12 protein-coding genes are annotated in these 19,935 nt (G+C 40.5%); 6 read left to right on the top strand and 6 right to left on the bottom strand.

The window, feature by feature from the left end; genetic code table 11:
- Nucleotides 1–218 precede the first annotated feature (218 nt).
- Entirely contained in the window at nucleotides 219–1,529 is a 1,311-nt protein-coding gene (locus tag B5X70_RS12440; RefSeq protein ID WP_079558230.1) for an MFS transporter, read from the bottom strand.
- 362 nt (nucleotides 1,530–1,891) lie between these two features.
- On the opposite strand from B5X70_RS12440, the gene B5X70_RS12435 reads away from it, so the two are divergent.
- On the top strand, nucleotides 1,892–3,442 hold the full coding sequence (locus tag B5X70_RS12435) for a glycine--tRNA ligase (protein ID WP_079558229.1): 1,551 nt from the start codon (nucleotides 1,892–1,894) through the stop codon (nucleotides 3,440–3,442).
- A 116-nt stretch (nucleotides 3,443–3,558) separates the two neighbouring features.
- Nucleotides 3,559–5,040: a potassium/proton antiporter gene (locus tag B5X70_RS12430; RefSeq protein ID WP_079558228.1), complete on the top strand. Its 1,482-nt coding sequence runs from the start codon at nucleotides 3,559–3,561 to the stop codon at nucleotides 5,038–5,040.
- Here B5X70_RS12430 and B5X70_RS12425 read toward each other — a convergent pair.
- A complete protein-coding gene (locus B5X70_RS12425; protein WP_159450006.1) occupies nucleotides 5,037–5,942 on the bottom strand; it encodes a radical SAM/SPASM domain-containing protein in 906 nt (301 codons plus the stop codon). The two genes, B5X70_RS12430 and B5X70_RS12425, sit on opposite strands and share 4 nt — an antisense overlap.
- A 221-nt stretch (nucleotides 5,943–6,163) precedes the next feature.
- Here B5X70_RS12425 and dxs point away from each other — a divergent pair, with 221 nt between their 5' ends.
- Nucleotides 6,164–8,098 carry a 1-deoxy-D-xylulose-5-phosphate synthase gene (dxs, locus tag B5X70_RS12420; RefSeq protein WP_079558226.1) on the top strand — a complete coding sequence of 645 codons (1,935 nt, stop codon included), beginning with the start codon at nucleotides 6,164–6,166 and terminating at the stop codon, nucleotides 8,096–8,098.
- Here dxs and B5X70_RS12415 read toward each other — a convergent pair.
- Nucleotides 8,088–11,543, bottom strand: coding sequence for a PAS domain S-box protein (locus B5X70_RS12415; protein WP_079558225.1), 3,456 nt, complete (start codon nucleotides 11,541–11,543; stop codon nucleotides 8,088–8,090). The genes dxs and B5X70_RS12415 overlap by 11 nt on opposite strands.
- A 510-nt stretch (nucleotides 11,544–12,053) precedes the next feature.
- On the opposite strand from B5X70_RS12415, the gene B5X70_RS12410 reads away from it, so the two are divergent.
- Entirely contained in the window at nucleotides 12,054–14,408 is a 2,355-nt protein-coding gene (locus B5X70_RS12410; RefSeq protein WP_079558224.1) for a transglycosylase domain-containing protein, read from the top strand.
- A 2-nt stretch (nucleotides 14,409–14,410) separates the two neighbouring features.
- Here the strand turns inward: B5X70_RS12410 and radA are convergent, their stop codons facing one another.
- The 3 genes from radA to panC all read right to left on the bottom strand — a co-directional run bounded on the left by radA (nucleotide 14,411) and on the right by panC (nucleotide 17,097).
- Entirely contained in the window at nucleotides 14,411–15,784 is a 1,374-nt protein-coding gene (radA, locus tag B5X70_RS12405) for a DNA repair protein RadA (protein ID WP_079558223.1), read from the bottom strand.
- Nucleotides 15,785–15,892: 108 nt separating this feature from the next.
- The gene (panD, locus tag B5X70_RS12400; RefSeq protein WP_079558222.1) at nucleotides 15,893–16,243 is read right to left on the bottom strand and encodes an aspartate 1-decarboxylase; all 351 of its coding nucleotides are present in this window, start codon (nucleotides 16,241–16,243) and stop codon (nucleotides 15,893–15,895) included.
- Entirely contained in the window at nucleotides 16,240–17,097 is an 858-nt protein-coding gene (gene panC, locus B5X70_RS12395) for a pantoate--beta-alanine ligase (protein ID WP_232468275.1), read from the bottom strand. The genes panD and panC overlap by 4 nt, the downstream gene beginning before the upstream one ends.
- A 463-nt stretch (nucleotides 17,098–17,560) precedes the next feature.
- On the opposite strand from panC, the gene B5X70_RS12390 reads away from it, so the two are divergent.
- A complete protein-coding gene (locus B5X70_RS12390; protein ID WP_079558221.1) occupies nucleotides 17,561–18,361 on the top strand; it encodes a glycogen/starch synthase in 801 nt (266 codons plus the stop codon).
- A gap of 91 nt (nucleotides 18,362–18,452) precedes the next feature.
- The gene (locus B5X70_RS12385; protein WP_079558220.1) at nucleotides 18,453–19,883 is read left to right on the top strand and encodes a DUF4270 family protein; all 1,431 of its coding nucleotides are present in this window, start codon (nucleotides 18,453–18,455) and stop codon (nucleotides 19,881–19,883) included.
- Nucleotides 19,884–19,935 lie beyond the last annotated feature (52 nt).

Raw genomic sequence — 19,935 nt, 5'->3', positions numbered from 1 at the left:
ATATGTTGTTTAATGTTTGAAAATAAATTGTTTTTAAAGCTTGCTGTCAGGCTAGCCATGCAAAGACTCGTTAACCTTGGTGGCCAGGGGGGGGTAAATTGGGATAATGTGAAATTGAGTTGGCATAAAGGACGTTGGTCTCCTATGCATAATAATAAATTGCTTTGCGTCTTTGTGTCTCTGCGTTTGATTTTTTTAATCAATTTCAGTGCCAAAAATTAGGCAGGCAATCTTGGGTTATTCGCTTTTATTGATGCCAGAGCGACAAAAATAACGAACAGAACTGAGGGAATGGCAATGTACTCGTAATTTCCCAACCGAGTATGCGAGAGGCTGAATAGAACCGGAGCCAATGCACTGGCAAAAACAATCATAGCCATAGCTTTTCCTGAAATGGTACCGATGTATTTCCTCCCAAAAAGTCGCGGCCATGTTACCGCATTCAATACAGAAAACATTCCGCCCATAATGCCCTGACCTGCAACAATCAGATAAACTCCTGTTGTTGATGAAATCATCCCCATGCCCAGAGAAGCCAGCAGTCCTCCGCCAATCATAATGTATAACAGAACTTTTAATCGTATCCAGTCCGAAATAAAGTTAAATATGAGAGATATTGCCACCGAAACCACGGCTATGGGAATAAAAATAGCAACGGCTTCACTTCGCGCGTAGCCCGAAGTTTCAAAAATTGAGATGACGTGAAATGTAAAACCGGTAATAAAAAAAGAGTTGAAGGAGAGCATCAATGCATACATCCAGAATGCCCTTGTTTGGAATGCTTCTTTCGGCTCAAAACTGCGTAGTGGTTTGCTCTCAATGGCCTTGCTACCTTTTTTGGCCTTTCTCCCATCGGGAATAAGTCCATATTTTTCGGGATTATCCCGAAAAGTGAGAATTATAAGGATGGTCATCAGCAACAAGGAAAAGCCCATTACACGCCAGGCTCCATCCCATTGGAAGGTTGTAATTAATCGATCCAGTATTACAGGAGCTATTGAAAAACCCAGTGAAATACTCAACGCGCTAAACGCGTTAACTCTTCCACGGTAACGCTCAAACCACTTCATTACCATGTTTCTGGATGACATGGTAAGAACACCTTGCCCCGAGAATCGAAACATAAAAAAAAGCAAAACCATTACAACAAAGGGAATAACCCAATGGTTAAAAGAAAAAAGGGACTCTATTCCTGCAGTCAACTTATGCGCGATGGATGCCAGTAAAAGGGATGCAGCAAGCACCAATGCCGATGCCGCAGCCACAATTCGTGCCCCGTATCTGTCGAACCACCTTCCAGCTGCGCTTATGAAGAATGAACTCATAAGCGTCCCAATCATATAAGCTGTGCTGAACTGGTCGCGACTTAAGCCAACGGCCTCCTTTCCCGGATCGGTAAAAATTGAAACCCCCACCGTTTGCCCCGGCAAACTTGCCCAAACGCCAAGTGTGCCCATCACCATTACCACATAGCCATAGAAAAACGGAAATCGCGAAGGATTTATGATGTTGAAACTAACTTTATTCATGATTATGCAAAGTTACTTGTTTTAAAAGGACGAAACAGTCATTTAGTTTAAGTTAACAATATCAGAAGGTAATCTGGAAGGTGTGTTTGTAATTTATTTTAATTTGCCTGAATTCATTTAAGCAAAACTGTCTGAAAGGCTTTGTGAGTTATATTGTTTTTTCAATTCAATAAAATACTTATAAATTGATGTTTTATTAATAGACCCAATTAGTTAATTCTCCCTAAAATGCTGTAAAACTCAAATTTTGAGTTATTTTTGTGGTTTAAAATGGCAGGCTATAGCCTTAAAATTCCGTCACGCGGAATTTTCTATGTTTTGCAAACAATAAATTATAAAAATAACAGCTTAAAGTTTTTATTATGGCTCAGGAAGATGTGTTTAAGAAACTGGTTGCACACTGTAAAGAGTATGGATTTGTATTTCAAAGCAGCGAAATATACGATGGATTGGCTGCGGTTTATGATTACGGGCAGTACGGAGTTGAACTAAAGAACAATATAAAAAAATATTGGTGGGACTCCATGGTGTTGTTGAACGACAACGTGGTAGGACTGGATTCTGCCATTTTCATGCACCCCACAGTCTGGAAAGCATCAGGCCATGTGGATGCATTTAACGATCCGCTGATTGATAATAAAGACAGCAAAAAGCGTTACCGTGCCGATGTGTTGATTGAGGATTTAATGGCCAAATTTGACGCGAAAATGGATAAAGAGGTTGAAAAAGCTGCCAAAAGGTTTGGCGATAGTTTCGACGAGGCCATGTTTCGTGAAACCAACCCACGGGTGCAGGAAAACCTCAAAAAGAAAGAAGAAATACACAGCCGTTTTGTAAAAGCTCTTCACGACAATGACCTTGCTGAGCTGAAAAAAATCATAGAAGATTACGATGTGGTTTGCCCCATTTCAGGCACAAAAAACTGGACCGATGTTCGTCAGTTCAACCTGATGTTTTCTACCGAAATGGGCTCTACTGCAGATGGCGCTTTAAAAGTTTTTCTGCGTCCGGAAACTGCTCAGGGGATTTTTGTTAATTTCCTGAATGTTCAGAAAACCGGACGTATGAAAATCCCATTCGGGATAGCTCAAATCGGAAAAGCCTTCCGAAATGAGATCGTGGCTCGCCAATTCATTTTCCGCATGCGTGAATTTGAGCAGATGGAGATGCAATTCTTTGTTGCGCCTGGCGAAGAACTAAAGTGGTTTGAAAAGTGGAAGGAAGTACGAATGAAATGGCACCAGTCGCTCGGCATGGGTGAGCATAAATATCGCTTCCACGACCACGACAAACTGGCTCACTATGCCAACGCCGCCACCGATATTGAGTTTGAAATGCCTTTCGGTTTCAAAGAGGTGGAAGGAATTCACTCCCGCACAGATTTTGACCTAACGCAGCACCAGGAGTATTCCGGTCGAAAAATAACTTATTATGATCCTGAAAAAGGTGAAAGTTACGTACCTTATGTGGTAGAGACTTCAATAGGTGTTGACAGAATGTTCCTGAGTATGCTGGCAGGAGCTTATTGCGAGGAAGAGGTAGAAGGAAAAGACGGGAAAAAAGAGTCTCGCGTGGTATTAAAACTGCCACCGGTCATTGCACCGGTAAAACTGGCCGTTTTACCACTGGTGAAAAAAGACGGGCTTCCTGAAATGGCCAAAGAAATTGTAAACGACCTCAAATTCCATTTCAATTGCCAGTACGATGAGAAAGACTCCATTGGAAAACGTTACCGTCGACAAGATGCCATTGGAACACCGTTCTGTATCACCATCGACCATCAGTCGTTGGAGGACAAAACAGTGACCATCCGTCATCGCGATACCATGAAACAAGAGCGGGTCAGCATTTCCGAATTAAAAGGAATAATTTCCGAGAAAGTTAGTATGACCGAACTCTTTAAGAATTTGTAGCATATTTATTGCCGGCCGAAGGCCGGCAATTTTTTTGAACCACTGTCAAATTTGATTGTTCCTCTCACAAGTATTATCATTATATTTGTTTCTTAGATTCATGCCATCTTGTACCTATGAGCATTCCCATTGAACAACTTTTATTGGTAATATCGTTACTTCTATTTATCAGTATTCTGGCCGGTAAAACATCTTACCGATTAGGAATACCCACACTTTTGTTGTTTTTATTGATAGGAATGCTGGCAGGGTCAGAGGGGCTCGGAAGAATCCCATTTGACGACCCGGGAACAGCAAAGGCCATCGGAATTATAGCACTGAATTATATTCTTTTTTCCGGAGGTTTTGATACAAGTTGGAAAAGTATTCGGCCGGTAATCGGAAAAGGAGTGATGCTTTCAACTTTTGGCGTTGTATTTACAGCTTTGTTGGTGGCTTTGCCTGTATGGCATTTTACTTCATTCTCATTCCTGGAGTCACTATTATTGGGGGCAATAGTCTCCTCAACCGATGCCGCCGCGGTATTCTCCATCTTGCGTTCTAAAAGCGTGAGTTTAAAAGGCCAATTACGTCCTACCCTGGAACTCGAAAGTGGGAGTAACGACCCCATGGCATATTTCCTCACCGTATCTCTTATTTCTATTATTCAGGCACCTGATAAAACTTTATTGAGTATTATCCCTCTATTTTTTCTACAGTTTTCCATTGGTGCAGTGATGGGATTTGGATTGGGGAAGTTAGGGCAACTCGTCATAAACCGAATAAAACTCGACTACGAAGGACTCTATCCTGTATTGGCTTTGGCTTTGGTCATTCTGACATTTTCGGCCACACAGTTTCTTAACGGAAACGGATTTCTGGCTGTTTATATTTGTGGTGTATTTTTAGGAAACCGGGAACTGATACACAAAAAGTCACTCATCAAGTTCTTCGATGGAATTGCTTGGCTTATGCAGATAATTCTATTTCTCACCTTGGGATTATTGGTTTATCCATCGCAAATGATACCATTGATAATTCCAGGTGTTTTAATCTCGTTGTTCTTAATCTTTTTTGCAAGACCTGTGGCCGTCATGTTATCTCTCAGTGTGTTTAAAATGCACATGCGTGACCGTCTTTTTATCTCATGGGTTGGATTACGTGGAGCTGTTCCCATTGTATTTGCCACCTATCCAACCCTTATCGGGTTGGAAAAGGCACAAATTATTTTTAATCTGGTATTCTTCATTACCATTATATCGGTTATAGTTCAGGGAACCTCCTTACCATTGGTCTCAAAACTACTTCGTGTGGCATTGCCGCACAAACTCAGACGCAGAACGCCTGCCGATATTGAATTATCCGACACGGTTAAATCAGAATTAATCGAAGTGGATATAGAAGAAGACAGTCCGGCAGCCGGTAAAAAGATTGTTGACCTTGGATTTCCTAAGACAGCACTTATTGTGATGATTAAAAGACACAATAAGTTTCTAACGCCCAACGGAAACACGTTTATCTACCCCGGAGATAAACTCATGGTGTTGGCCGAGACTTCTGACAGCCTTTCCAAGGCATTGGAGCTGGTTTGTCCTTTTCCATCTACTGAGCCTAATTAAAGCAATGGGTTTCTTCCTTCGGGGCAGTTTCTGCACATATCAATCGCTTTCTTGTTGTTTAGTATTTGGTTGCGGAAATCTTTCATTTTATCGCTGTCCCATATTCCGTTAAATGAAATATCCTTGATGTTTCCCGCCGAAAAATCCAGGTTTTTATCATAACAGCAGGGAGCACTTTGTCCGTCCCAGGAAACCACCATTCCTCCCCACTGTTTAAAACAGTGGTTATAGATACGTCCTTTATGTTGCAAGGAGCCATCTTTGGCTAAATTGTAGCGAGAGTATTTTGAGTTCACCGGAGGTTTTACACTGCCATCACCATAATCGTTAAACTGAGCTGTTTTAATTTCCAGCTGGTCGGCACCAACGGTTTTGCACCAATTTTTAAGCAAAGGTATTTCATGTTCATTGTGTCTGAAGACCAAAAACTGAACGGTAATAAATGGTGTTTTTGATTTCAAGCTGTTTCGGGCAGAAATCAGGTTGCGAATACCTGTGTCTGTTTTAAAAAGGGAGCCCCCTCGCCTGTATATGGCGTAGGTTTCACTTGTTAATCCATCAACGGAAACAATAACCCGACTCAGACCGGATTGAACCAATGCACGACTCCTTTCCGGGGTAAGTAAATGCCCATTGGTACTCATGTTTGAATAGATTCGGTTTTCTGTGGCTATCGTTAACATCTGTGCTATATGTGGATTTAGAGTTGGTTCGCCCTGAAAGAAAAAATTGATATAGAACAAAGATTTTCCGGCTTGCTGAACTGTTTTTTGAAACAGTTCAGTAGTCATAAATCCTCCTTTTCGGTTTAAGACAGCTGCTCCTACCGGACATTCGGGACATTGTAGATTACATTGTCCCGAAGGTTCCACAGAAATCGTCCATGGTTTTCCTTTAACCATAGGTTTCCTAATTAATCTTGACAGAAAAAATGAGGTTGTTAGCTTTAATAAGTTAACAATTCGTTTAATGGAAAGCAGATTCAAAAAATATAACCCGTGTGATATTTTACGATTGATATTCAGCCACATTCTAATAAAGTTAAAATCATTCTCAATTGCACTGAAAGTTAAGATAAATATTAACAAAGTGTTATCTTTGCAGCATAAGTTAACAATCAGGAATGGAAGAGGCCGCATACCCCCTTTTGAGTAAAATAAATTCACCGCATGATTTGCGCCGGTTAAGTGAAAACGAACTGACGCAGGTATGTCAGGAGTTGCGTGATTTTATTATTGACGCAGTGTCATGTAATCCTGCGCATTTTGGTGCCAGTTTGGGGGTTGTTGAACTTACCGTAGCTCTTCATTATATCTTTAATACACCTGATGACAAACTGGTGTGGGATGTAGGCCATCAGGCCTATGGGCACAAAATATTGACCGGACGCAGGGACAGTTTTCATACCAATCGAAAATACAAAGGCATCAGTGGGTTTCCCAATATTTTTGAAAGTGAATACGATGCCTTTACTGTAGGGCACTCATCCACTTCTATTTCCGCAGCTTTAGGAATGGCCATTGCTTTTAAAAAGCAAGGTTTTACGAATCGTCACGCGGTTGCTGTAATTGGTGACGGCGCTATGACAGCCGGTCTGGCTTTTGAAGGATTAAATAATCTGGCAGCTTCGCAGGCCAATGTGTTGGTCATTCTTAACGATAACAACATGGCCATCGATCCAAATGTGGGTGGATTAAGTGAATATCTGGTGGATATTGCCACGAGCAAAACATACAATAGAGTGCGTCGGGAATTGCTTAAAGGATTAGGTAAACTCAAGATTACCGGCCCCCGCTCGCGGGAGATGATTGTTAAGATTAACAACAGCATTAAAGCACTCCTTACACGACAAACCAATATTTTTGAAGGTCTTAATGTACGTTATTTTGGTCCGGTGGATGGACATGATGTGATGCACCTCACTTCAATTCTGTCGGACCTTAAAGCACTGCCGGGACCAAAAGTGCTTCATGTGATCACAAAAAAGGGTAAAGGTTTTAAGTTGGCTGAAGAAAATCAAACAGCCTGGCATGCTCCTGGAGGCAAGTTTGACAAAACTACAGGTCAGATGATCGACATTCCTTCACTTCATCCAAAACCGCCCAGGTTTCAGGATGTGTTTGGGCATACCATCGTGGAACTTGCACGCCTCAATGAAAAAATTGTTGGTATCACACCTGCAATGCCAACCGGTTGCAGTCTGAATATCATGATGGAAGAGATGCCCGACCGCGCTTTCGATGTGGGAATTGCCGAACAGCACGCCGTTACTTTCTCTGCAGGCCTGGCCATTTCCGGTATGGTACCATTTTGTAATATCTACTCATCATTCATGCAAAGGGCATTTGATCAGGTGATTCATGATGTAGCACTTCAAAATCTGAATGTGGTATTTTGCCTGGATAGAGGAGGTCTTGTGGGTGCCGACGGAGCGACTCATCATGGTGTTTATGATTTGTCCTTTCTAAGGTCTGTACCAAACCTTATCCTCGCATCACCCATGGATGAATTGGAATTAAGAAATCTGATGTATACAGCTCAGTTGCCAAATCAGGGGCCATTTGCCATCCGCTATCCAAGGGGGATTGGTTCTATTGTTGAGTGGCAAAAACCATTTGAAGAGATAAAGATTGGAAGTGGTCGTAAACTGAAAGAAGGCAACCAGATCGCATTTATTTCTGTCGGTCCCATTGGAGCTAAAGTGGCACGAGTTTGCAATCAGCTTGAAAAAGAAGGGCTGTTAGTAGGGCATTACGATATGCGCTTCATAAAACCAATTGATGAAGAACTGTTGAAATCCGTCTGTCAAAAATATAAAGGTTTAATAACAGTAGAGGACGGTACCATAATTGGAGGATTAGGGAGTGCTGTTTTGGAGTTTATGGCAGAGAAAGGTTATGATAACATCCTTGTTAAGCGACTTGGTGTGCCAGATCGATTTGTCGAACATGGCTCGCAAATGGAACTGTATCGTGAGATTGGACTCGATATGGATAATATGCGCAGACAAGCTGATTTGCTGAATGAACAGTGTACTTTACGTTGTATCAGGGAGTAATTACCGGGTTAAGAAAAATCTTCAAGCGATTAATAAATTCTGCTTCATTTCCGTTTAAAATAACACTCCCATCAAACTTCTCAGGAACAGGGCTGGAGTGGTGTTTGTTACCATGTCTTAGCAGGAGGAGACTGAAATCATCATGTGGCTTCACAATGTCCTTATTTCGTTCAAACTCTTCATCAATAAGAACAAGGTCTATATCCTCTCTTATATCCATAAGTTTGTAGAGTGCAGCTAGCGAACGGGCTGAAAGGATTGTTATTCCCGTTTTATTCAGGATGTTCTTGGCTCGGATGTGTGTATTGCTGTTAAAGCTAACCAAAAGCACTATTTTGCCTTCCCAATAAGGTGGCTCGTTTCTAAATTGTTCTATTTGGAAATCATTTATGCTTTTTGCTTTTTGCTTTTCCTCTTTAAATCTGTCGAGGTAGAAATAGAATTCAGATCCTTTTCCTTTCTCAGAGATGAGCCCTATTTGTCCATTCATGGCCTCAATTAATTTTCGGCATAACGTTAGGCCTAGACCCGTTCCCCCATATTTTCGGGCATTGGTTTCGTCCTCTTGCCTAAAAGCATCGAAAACAACATGTTGGTGCTCTTTGGATATGCCTATTCCGGTATCTCTGATAAAAAAACGAACTTTTTTATCTTCTATGTTGTATCCAAACTCAATAGTCCCTTGGTGAGTGAATTTTATGGCATTGTCAAGCAGATTATTAACGGTTTGAATAAACCGGTTTGGATCGGCTATTATAGCAGTTTTAACTTTTGGTTGAACAGGAGGTGAATATTTCAGATTCACCTTTTCTTTAAACTGAAGTGAAATTCGTTTTAAATAAGTACGATAAATTGATTCAAGATATTGATCAACTTCAACCGGTTCGCGTTTTATCTCCAGATGACCACTTTCCAGTTTGGAAATGTCAACAATATCTGTGATCAGAGACATGAGTTGGTCTGCATTATCATTTATTAATTTAATGAACTCGTCTCTGTCACTGCTTTCAGGGTCTGTTTGTTCAAGCAAATTGGAAAACCCGACAATGGCATTTAACGGGGTGCGTATTTCATGGCTCATATTTGCCAAAAATGCCGATTTTAATTTGTCTGCTGCTTCCGCTTTCTCTTTTGCCAGAAGTAGTTCCTTTTCTACTTTCTTTCGGGGGGTAATATTCCGGCCAATCCCTAATACAGAAATGCAATTTCCATGATCATCCATCTCGGGAGACAATGACCATTCAAATGTTTGCTTCTCTCCATTTCGTGAAAGATCAATTTCCAGTTGAACGATCTTTTTTTGTTTGAAAACATAATTAACAGCAGGCGTAAAATAGTCAGAAAAATCTTCAGGAAGGGCTTCCGAAAGGAATAAGGACTCCTTTGTAAATTTCTCCGACAATTTATATAAATCAAGAAATAAGGTGTTTCCAAAAAGAATTAGGCCGTTTTTGTTAATTCTTACAACACAATCAGGAATGTTTTCAGAGAGGCTCCGAAATTTTTTCTCGCTCAGTCTTAAAGCTGCCTCGTTTTGTTTTCGTTTGGTAATATCGTGTATGCTAAAATAGAAATGTGGTTCTCCTGCAAGGATGATACTGGTGCCATGTATTTCTACGTATAGAGTTGAGCCATTTTTATGTCTGATTTGACTGTCTCCACGGTAGTCAAAACCTTGGCGTAACTGATTGATGATTTTAAGATAATCCCTGATTCCGTTTTTATCTGGGAACAATTCGCTAAGACTTAGTTTTGTCAGTTCTTCCTTGTTATATCCAGTTTGATCGCACGCAGATTTGTTGACATATACGAGTTTTCCGGGTTCACTCATTATAAAAATGCCATCAATATTAGCCTCAATAATTCTACTGTTGCGTTGTTCGCTTTCGATTAGGCTGTTTTCGATGGTTTTTATCTCTGTAAGGTCTTGCCCTATTAACAGGAAAAGATCTTCGTTTTTGGTTTCAGGGCCAGGTGTTCCTGTAATTTGATAGAAAAGTGGAGTTCCGTCTTTCTTTCTTAAATGCAAATCCATTGAAGAAATTCCCTTAACCTCAATTTCCCGGAAGAATTTTTTGGTTAATTTTTCAACCTCTTCATTGTTTGTGTAGAAGTCGGCAATTGATTTTTCCAGCAATTCCTCTCTACTGTATCCCAACGATTCGCAAACCTGCTGATTTACATATTTTATAAGATAATCTTTAACAATGATTACGCCAACAGGTGCTGCCAAAATGATGTTGTTCAAAAACGACTCCTTTTCTTGCAACCGTTCGTTTATCCGGATGATGTGTTGATGATTTTGAAGAATCTTTTCTTCTGTTTTAATATGATCAATTTGCCTTGCCAGCATCCCTGCAAGAGTTTCAAGTACTGAGTACTCAATAGGGCATTCCTTGTTAGCTTCAGTCCAGCATAAAAAGATAAGTCCATTTGCCCCATTAAAAGTTCTGATGCCCCGAATAAATGTGTTCAGAGAAGTGGTAAACCCTAATTCCTTCGTTATTGTGGAGTATTCCTGTTTGTTTTGTGATTCATCCCTGTGGCTCGGGATTGTGATAATAGAACCTGAGTCAGGAAGCAATACCTGTTCCGGAAAACTGACATCCTGGCTTGTATCAGAGTACGCGGTAGCCAGTCGAAATTGTTTAGAATACTGCTCATTAACTGAATATAAAGCAAAGCCGGAAAGCCCCCATGTTGTAGAAATTTTCTCAGCAATTTTTCCAAGAGGTTCATCAAGGGTTTTAGCTTGATTTATCAAAGACGCAATATCAAAAAGGAATTGCTGTTTCTGTAGACTCTTTCTGATGAATCTGATGGAGTGCTCTTGTTGGTAGGCGTTACTCAGAAGTTTTGAAACGGTTGCTAAGAGTGATTTGTCTAAATCGCTCCAATGGCGATGTTGTTTGCACTCATCGTAACCAGCAAAGCCAGTGATTTTTTTCCCAATTTGAATTGGGAAAACCAATATCGATTTAATATCCTGTTGAGTTAAAACAGACGAAATGTCTGCTGGCAACTCTCTTTCAACGCTTACCGCTTCAATCTGACCTTCTTCTTTAAGTAACTTCATCCATGAAGGAACGGATTTGAATGAGATGTTTTGTAAGTTCTCCTTTTGCGAAATCACATCTTCGTTGCACCATTCATAACGGTTGCTACAGGTTTCACCATCGGATGAATTCTCAAATATATACACCCGGCATACGTTTGTGTATAACCCAAGATAATTAACAACCTTCTGTAATTTTGCATCAAAAGAGCCTGAAGAAGAGAGAATATTTGAGATGGTAAGAGGTAGGTGACCTGGTACTGAATTGCCCGATATTGCAGAATGAGCAGTTTTGTAGGCACATACAGTATTCGTTGTTTCTGACAAATTTCCACTGATTGCAGAAGTTTGACCGGGAAGGAATCTATTTACTATCTCCTTTAAATTCATTAGGCTGTTTTGGGTGGTTATAAGCTCTTTAGGTTTACATTAACCTTGATTTGTTATTGATGTAATAGGCAACATTTTAAGGGTTTAACGACTATATCTGTTTTGTCTAAAGTTTAAAATTAGTAATTCTTTGGATGAGAGCATTAATCAATGTTGCGTTTTTTTGATGATATGATTAAAAAAGTTGATAAAACACATTCGCAGTAGGATAAACAAAACAGGATTTCCTGTTTTGTTTATTATTCATGAATTAGCTAAACTATAGAATTCTCCTTTTACGAATAGGATGGACTATATTGCATCAATCAGATTTAATTTTGATAAAGTTTTCTGGTGATTAATATCTGTATCTATGCTATAAATAATCAACATTATAGGGTAATCATGGAGTTTAGAATAATTGAAGTTTTCTATTTAATGGAATGTTTTTTGATATTGTGTCTATTTTGAAGGTAGAGCGGTATTTTTTTTCTAATTTTACCCGGTAATGAGATCTTGATATTTTAAGAAATGGAACAAAAAACAACGATAAAAAAAATTGTATTGTGGATGTACGGCATCTTCGCCGGAGCAATATTGCTTATAGTACTTTTGTTTTCTTTGCTTTCTTCCGGAGCTCTTGGGTTTATGCCCGGGTTCGAGGAGTTGGAGAATCCACACAGCAACCTTGCTACAGAAATATATTCAGCAGACAATGTATTGTTAAGCACTTTCTTTCTTGAGAACCGAACACCTGTTGAATTTCATGAGATATCTCCAAATGTAATAAACGCTTTGGTAGCAACCGAAGATGTCCGTTTTTATGATCACTCCGGAATTGATGCGCGGGGTTTGGCCCGGGTTTTAGTGCGCACCATCCTGATGCGCGATCAGGGAGCAGGTGGGGGAAGTACCATTACCCAACAGTTGGCCAAACTTCTTTTTCATGATCCTGCAAGAAATATCTGGGACAGAAGTGCACAGAAATTAAAGGAGTGGATCATTGCCGTAAAGCTTGAGAGAAGCTATACAAAAGAAGAAATTCTAACCATGTACTTGAATAAAGCACCGTTTATTTACGATGCTTATGGAATCAGATCTGCTGCCGCTACTTTTTTTAGTACGACTCAGGATTCTTTAAAAGTTGAAGAGGCAGCCGTTCTTGTTGGTATGCTTAAGAATCCCTCATTATTTAATCCGGTTCGTCGTCCGGAATTGGTAACGTCTCGCCGGAACGTGGTATTGGGGCAGATGCTAAAAGCAAAATACATTACCAGGGAGGAATTTGACTCTTTACGTCATTTGCCGTTATATTTGGAATTCAATAGGACTGATCACATTGGTGGACTGGCTCCATATTTCAGAGAGTATTTAAGAACAACATTAACAGCACGCCAGCCTCTAAGGGAGAATTATGCCTCCTGGGATACTCCGCGATTTATTGAAGATAGCATTGAATGGAATACCAATCCATTGTATGGATGGGTACATAAAAACCTGAAGGCAGATGGAAGTCGCTACAGCATTTACAACGATGGATTAAAAATATATACAACCATCGATTCACGAATGCAACGCTCGGCTGAAGCTGCTTTAACAAAGCATCTTGGAGAAACCCTGCAACCTCAATTCTGGAGAGAAAAAAGAGGTCGTCCGAGGTCGCCATTCTCAAGAAACATTACCCAGGAACAGTATGAGTCGATTATCCATCGAGCTATGCGTCAAACGGAAAGATACCGCACCTTAAGCTCTGCTGGTGTTTCTGCAGACAGCATCAGACAAATATTTAATCAGCCCGTTTCAATGAGGGTTTTCACTTATCAGGGTGATGTGGATACCATTATGACACCAATGGATTCTATCCATTATTATAAATCGATTTTACGAGCCAGTCTCTTTTCAATGGATCCGCAATCAGGCCATGTTAAGGCCTACGTTGGGGGACCGAGTTACCGCCACTTTAAATATGACATGGCTGTGCAAGGAAAACGTCAGGTGGGATCAACTATAAAACCATTTGTCTATACTCTTGCCATGCAGGAAGGGCTCACTCCCTGTGATATGGTGCCCAATATCCCACAAACATTTTACCTGCCAACTGGACAAACCTGGACACCTCGTACCACAAGTGAAAGAAGAGCAGGAGAAATGGTCTCATTAAAGTGGGGCCTGGCACAATCAAACAACAACATAACCGCGTGGATTATGCGACAGTTCAATCCGGAAGCAGTTGCAAGAATGATTCGCACCCTGGGTATCCGAAGTCCCATGGATCCGGTTCCGGCTTTGTCATTGGGGACTCCGGATTTTTCGCTCAGTGAGATGGTTGCTGCATATTCAACTTATGCCAATAAGGGTGTGCATACAAAGCCTTTATTTGTCACAAGAATTGAAGACAGGTATGGTAACGTTATATCTACCTTTAGTCCACGACGCAATGAAGCCATCAATGAAGAGAGTGCATATTTAATGTTGAACCTACTGGAGGGAGTCGTAAATACCGGAAGTGGATACCGGTTGCGTTTTAGGTATGGGTTTAAAGGACAAATGGGAGGCAAAACTGGAACAACCCAGAATAATTCTGATGGGTGGTATATTGGAGTGACTCCAAATTTGGTTTCTGGTGTTTGGGTTGGAGGAGAAGTGAGGGATATTCACTTTGATAATCTGTATCACGGTCAGGGGGCAAATACTGGATTGCCCATCTGGGCACTCTATATGCAAGGTGTTTATGATCACCCAGAGACAGGTGTTACTGAAGAGGATGTGTTTGAGAAGCCATTGAATTTTGATTTGGATCTGACATGTCCCGATGAGGTTACTCCTGATTCGGCCGATGAAATTGAAGTGGGCTGGGGAAGATGGCAACGGGATGAATTGTTTTAGTGTCATGAAAACAGTTGCCTGAAAGCCTCTTCGATTTTCCCTGCCTGGAATACATTAATGTTAAATTTTGAAAAGTCAATGCCTTTGTTGTACCGGGGTACTACAATGGTTTTAAACCCCAGCTTTTCTGCTTCGCTGATGCGTTGCTCGATTCTTGTTACCGGACGAATTTCGCCTGACAACCCTACTTCACCGGTTAAGCAGATGGTTTTTGGAATGGCCAGATCGGTATTGGATGACAAAACTGCACTCACCACAGCCAAATCAATGGCCGGATCACTCACTTTGAGTCCTCCTGCAATGTTGAGAAAGACATCTTTTGCGGCCAGTTTGAAACCGGCTCGTTTTTCCAAAACGGCCAGTAACATGTTAAGTCTTCGCAAATCGAATCCTGTGGATGAGCGTTGAGGTGTGCCGTAGGCTGCCGTGCTGGCCAGTGCCTGCACTTCAATCAGAAATGGTCGCATTCCTTCAATGGCAGCGGCAATGGAAATGCCACTCATCTCTTCGTTTTGGTGAGAAAGAAGCAATTCGCTGGGGTTGGAAACCTCCCGAAGACCGTTTGAAAGCATTTCAAAAATCCCGATTTCGGAAGTAGAACCAAACCGGTTTTTTATGGAGCGAAGAATCCGATACATATAATGGCGATCACCTTCAAACTGAAGAACTACATCCACCATGTGTTCCAGTACTTTTGGCCCGGCCAGACTGCCCTCTTTGTTAATGTGCCCAATTAATAGAACAGGCAATGAACGTTCCTTGGCAATACGCAGTATGGTCGCGGTACATTCCCGAATTTGCGAAACACTCCCCGGGGCAGATTCTATATCTTCGCGTTCCATGGTTTGTACCGAATCAATAATCACCAACTCGGGTGCAGTGTTATCAATGTGGTTTACGATTCTTTCCAGTGCCGTTTCGTTTACCACCAGGCAATGCTCACCCTCACCCGGGGCAAGACGGTCGGCACGGAGTTTTATCTGTTGGGGACTCTCTTCACCCGAAACATAAAGTATTTTTTGACTTGTGAGCTTTAAAGCCATTTGAAGCACCAAGGTGGATTTTCCAATTCCCGGCTCGCCTCCCAGGAGAACAATGGAGCCCGGAACCATGCCACCTCCCAGCACACGGTTAAACTCATCAATATTTGTATTGATGCGGGGAAGTTGTTCTACGTTTACCGAATTTACCGGCTGAGGTTTTTGTCTCATGCTGTTTTCGGAAACGAAAACAGCCGATTCCCCTTTGGGTTTGCCAGTCATCACTTTCTCTTCCACGAAAGTGTTCCATTCGCCACACGAATAGCATTTCCCAATCCACTTGGGTGATTCGCTGCCACAATTCTGGCAAACAAAAACTGATTTGGTTTTGGCCATATTTCGAAATTAACTGCTGAGAATACAAAAATGGGAAAATGGATAAGAAAAAACCAGACTTTGTAATCACAAAGTCTGGTTTTGTTTCGGTTTATGATTTTAAATTTCCTATACCAACTTGTTTGTTTCGGTATCCGGAAAAATAAAAATCGGTTTAAAACTTTTTGCCTCTTCCTGGGACATGATGGCGTAAGTGATGATGATAACCACATCACCAACGGCTACTTTTCGGGCAGCTGCGCCATTCAGACAAATAACACCGGAGCCTCTTTCACCAGTAATAACATAGGTTTCAATTCGCTCTCCGTTGTTGTTGTTAACCACCTGAACTTTCTCGTTCTCCATTATATTGGCCGCTTCCATTAACTCTTCGTCAATGGTGATGCTTCCCACATAGTTCAGGTTGGCTTCTGTAACCGTTACGTTGTGTAACTTCGACTTCACAACATGAATGTTCATGATATACCTTTTTTGTAAATCACATTATCAATCAATCGTATTTCACCGGCAAAAACTGCAATGCATCCAACGATGTGTTCACTCTCCTTCCAGTTTTTTATGGGTAGCAGCGTATCTGCATCGGCTATTTCGAAATATTCCACCTTCAGCTCTTCTTCTCTGTTAATGGAATTTATGACATATTCTATGGTTTTGTCAATACTCTTTGCGTTGACAAAATTACAAGATTCAAACAATGTACGTGCTATAATTGGTGCTTTTTTTCGTTGTTGCGGGGTTAACAGCAGGTTTCTTGAGCTCATTGCAAGTCCGTCTTCCTCACGGATGGTGGGGCATGGCACAATTTTTACATCAAAATTCTCCTGACGAACCATTGCTCTTATTACCGCCAGTTGTTGAAAATCTTTTTCTCCAAAAAATGCATAATCCGGTTGCGTAATATCAAACAATCGGCTTACAACCTGGGCCACTCCGTTAAAATGGCCGGGTCGATGTTCCCCTTCCATGACTTTATCAAGATTCCCAAAATCAAAAATCCTGGTATCGGGTTTGGGATATATCTCTTTAACAGTTGGTGCGAAAACAAGTTCACAACCAGTATCTTTAAGTAAGTGCAAATCCTTTGCCAAATCACGCGGATAGCGTTCCAAATCATCCGGATTATTGAACTGCGTTGGATTAACAAATACGCTCACCAATACAAAGTCGCAAGTTTCAGCGGCTTTATTCACCAACGATATGTGTCCCTGATGCAAGGCTCCCATAGTTGGCACAAAGCCTACAGTTTTACCCTGAGCTTTCACATTGTTAATAATTCCGGACAGCTGCTCCGACGATTCAACAATTTCCATCATTGTTTAAAAATAAAAAACGCGGCAAATTAAAGGAAATAAAATCAAACAATAAAAAAGAATTTCATAAAAAAACTTATTGACACGTTAAATGCAAATTGTGTCAATGTTTTTAATTTATTACGGGTTCCTTGTTAAGAAGTTATGATGTTTACGATCATTATCCCATGCTTCTTGGTTTTTGACTGTTAAGTAACTTTGCTTTAGAACCATATTTTTTGTAATTTTGCATGGCGTTTACAAGTCCTGATTTGCAATGTCAGGAAATGTATCACACTAAAGCAATCAGGATATATCAAAATAAACTACTCTTCATATTCATCTTTATACATATTAAGCCTTTGGCAGGATGTGATTTGAATGAGCTAAGAATATATTCAATTTTGTGAGCAATAGGCTCACGTACATTTCAGCCAAGCGTATATCATCGCTTGGTTGTAAATTAATTTCAAATTTTTCAAGAAAAATGGAAAATACCAAAGTCTTGTTTATCTCTCAGGAAATAACACCTTATCTTCCCGAAAGTGAAATGTCGGTAATTGCCCGGAACTTACCCCAGGGAATTCAGGAACGTGGCAGGGAAATCAGAACTTTTATGCCGAGGTTTGGAACCATAAACGAACGTCGTAATCAGTTGCACGAAGTCATTCGTTTATCAGGGATGAATTTAATCATTAATGATACCGATCACCCGTTAATCATTAAAGTGGCTTCTATCCAGGCTGCTCGTATGCAGGTTTATTTTATTGACAACGAGGATTATTTTTCAAGGAAAGCGACTGTTGCCGATGATGATGGAACAGAATTCCCGGATAATGATGAGCGTGCCATTTTCTTTGCAAGAGGTGTTTTAGAAACCACAAAAAAACTGCGATGGGCTCCGGATGTGGTTCATTGTCAGGGATGGTTTACAGCTTTGGCTCCATTGCTGATTAAAAAAATCATGAACGATGATCCATTTTTCGCCAATGCAAAGGTCGTATATACCATATACGATGACGAGTTTCAGAACCCACTTGATCCGAAAGTAATACAAAAAATAAAGGCATTGGGTGTAAGTGAGAAGGAAATAAAAATTCTTGAAGATCCAACATGGGTAAGCCTAACCAAATTGGCAATAAACATGTCTGATGCCGTTATTCAAGGAAGTCCAACCATTAATGATGAGGTTAAGAAATATTCGCAGGATTCAGGAAAACCTTTCCTTGACTACAAAAACGAGGATGAATACATTGATGCTTATAACGAGTTTTATGAATCGTTGTAATACCAGATGGGAAAATTAAAAGGCGGCAGGGTTTTTGCAGCGAGTCATGCCATAAATATTAAGAAATCAATCATTCAATCAATATTGCAATATGCATTTATTTAAAACGAAAGCATCACTTTTTTTTACAGCAGCGGTTTTACTTTCCGGACTTTTGTTAAGTTGTGACAATGATCCCCTGACAATTGGTGTTGAAACTTTACCCGAGTCTGACTTATTGAATGCCGGGACAGTTGCCCAAAGTTTTAGTGGGAAAAATATTCAGCCTGAAAGAATCAGAACAGATGGGCAGTCAAGTTTTGCCAATGCAGCCGGAATATTAGGTTATTTTAACGATCCTGTTCTGGGAGTCACAAGGGCTGATGTAGTGACTGAGGTTACTTATTCGACTCAAATGGACAGTTTTTATATGCTGGTTGGAGATGTTTTTGTCGATTCTGTTGTTTTAAATATTGCCTACAGATATCAAAACTGGTATGGAAATGTGAATGAGCCATTCACAATACAGGTGTATGAATTGAGTGAAACCCTTTTACCGGCGCCTTTGCAAGTCTATTATAACGATGAGGATATTGAAAGTATTATCTATCCCGATCCGATTGGAGAAGCTACGTTTACAATTAAAGGTAATGTTTCTGACTCTGTTTGGCAGCAACAAAATTACGTACATCAGATCAGTATCAGGTTGAGCGATGAGCTGGCTAACCGATTGATTAATTTGACTGCTGCTGAGATGGAGAACCGAGATGCTTTCAAAGAGGTGTTAAATGGGTTATATGTCACAGTAAAGCAGCCAGATAACCCGGAGGCCATTGGTTCCCTCATGAAATTTGACATCTGGAACGAGAAAACAAATCTTGAAATGTTGTACAGGCATATCATATATGATGCAGAGAATAACGATGAAATACTTCAGATCGACAGGAAAAACTATATTTTTCCGATTACAACGGAGACAAGATTTTTCAACAGGTATCAGCATGATTATAATGAGGATGTAATAAAGAATGATATAGGAACAGATCATTTGTATCTGCAAGGAATGGCCGGATTATATCCCGAAGTTTCGTTTTCAGATATCATCAAGCAATGGAGCGACTCTCTTTCTGTTAGTTCAATGAGAGATGTCAATTACAGCATCAGTGGTGTGGATTTCTTCTTTTATCCCGATACTGCGCTGATGAATGGTTGGGATAATTTGTATATGCCCATGAATCAACTTGTTTCATTGGTTGCGAAAGATGCCAATGGAAGGTTTGTCCCTTTATTATTTACAGATAAACGAGGGCAAACCGTAGAGGCTTTTACCAGGAGTGTGTCAGATTATAACAGCACCCAGAATCATTTCAGGTTCAGAATGCATCCTGATTTCTTTATGGATGTGGCAAGAGGCGATGCAGAATTGGAGTCATTATTTCTCACAATCCCATCTCCACAATTCAATTTCAGAAGAACGGTTCTATTCAATCAGCATGATGAGTTTGCACCGCAAATGAAAGTTCGATATATAAAATATAAATAACCGTTATTGGTTATTGATCTGCTAAACAAGAGCATTGCTATAGGGACAGTCA

The sequence above is a fragment of the Alkalitalea saponilacus genome, from assembly GCF_900168165.1.
Taxonomy (GTDB): Bacteria; Bacteroidota; Bacteroidia; order Bacteroidales; family Marinilabiliaceae; genus Natronoflexus; species Natronoflexus saponilacus.
Note: the sequence above shows the minus strand (reverse complement) of the source record. Positions and strands in the feature narration are given on the sequence as shown.